Annotated in this window: 1 pseudogene; it reads right to left on the bottom strand. The window is 53.6% G+C overall.

The window, feature by feature from the left end:
* Positions 1–16: 16 nt before the first annotated feature.
* Positions 17–483 (bottom strand): annotated as a pseudogene (fusA, locus tag A3730_RS07295) (elongation factor G); the annotation flags it as partial.

Below are 483 nucleotides of genomic sequence, written 5' to 3' on the forward strand. Positions count from 1 at the left end.
CAAATTAACCGTAAATTTAAGATTTCTTGCCGCTGATGACTTCATCAGCGATATTCTTTGGTGCCTCAGCGTACTTCAGGAACTCCATGGAGTAGCTGGCACGACCCTGAGACATGGAACGCAGATCAGTAGCGTAACCGAACATTTCAGACAAAGGCACCTCGGCACGAATAATCTTGCCGGCCATGGTGTCTTCCATGCCCTGAACGATACCACGGCGACGGTTCAAGTCACCCATCACGTCACCCATGTAGTCTTCCGGGGTTACCGCTTCTACCTTCATCATCGGCTCAAGCAGTACCGCACCGGCTTCCTTGGCTGCGTTCTTCACAGCCAGGGCACCCGCCATACGGAAAGCGTTTTCGTTGGAATCCACCTCGTGGTAGGAACCATCGTACAGAGTCGCTTTCACGCCCAGAATCGGGTAGCCCGCCAGCACACCGGCTTGCAGCTGTTCATCGATACCCTTCTGTACCGCACCAA

The sequence above is a fragment of the Alcanivorax sp. HI0044 genome (assembly GCF_001634945.1).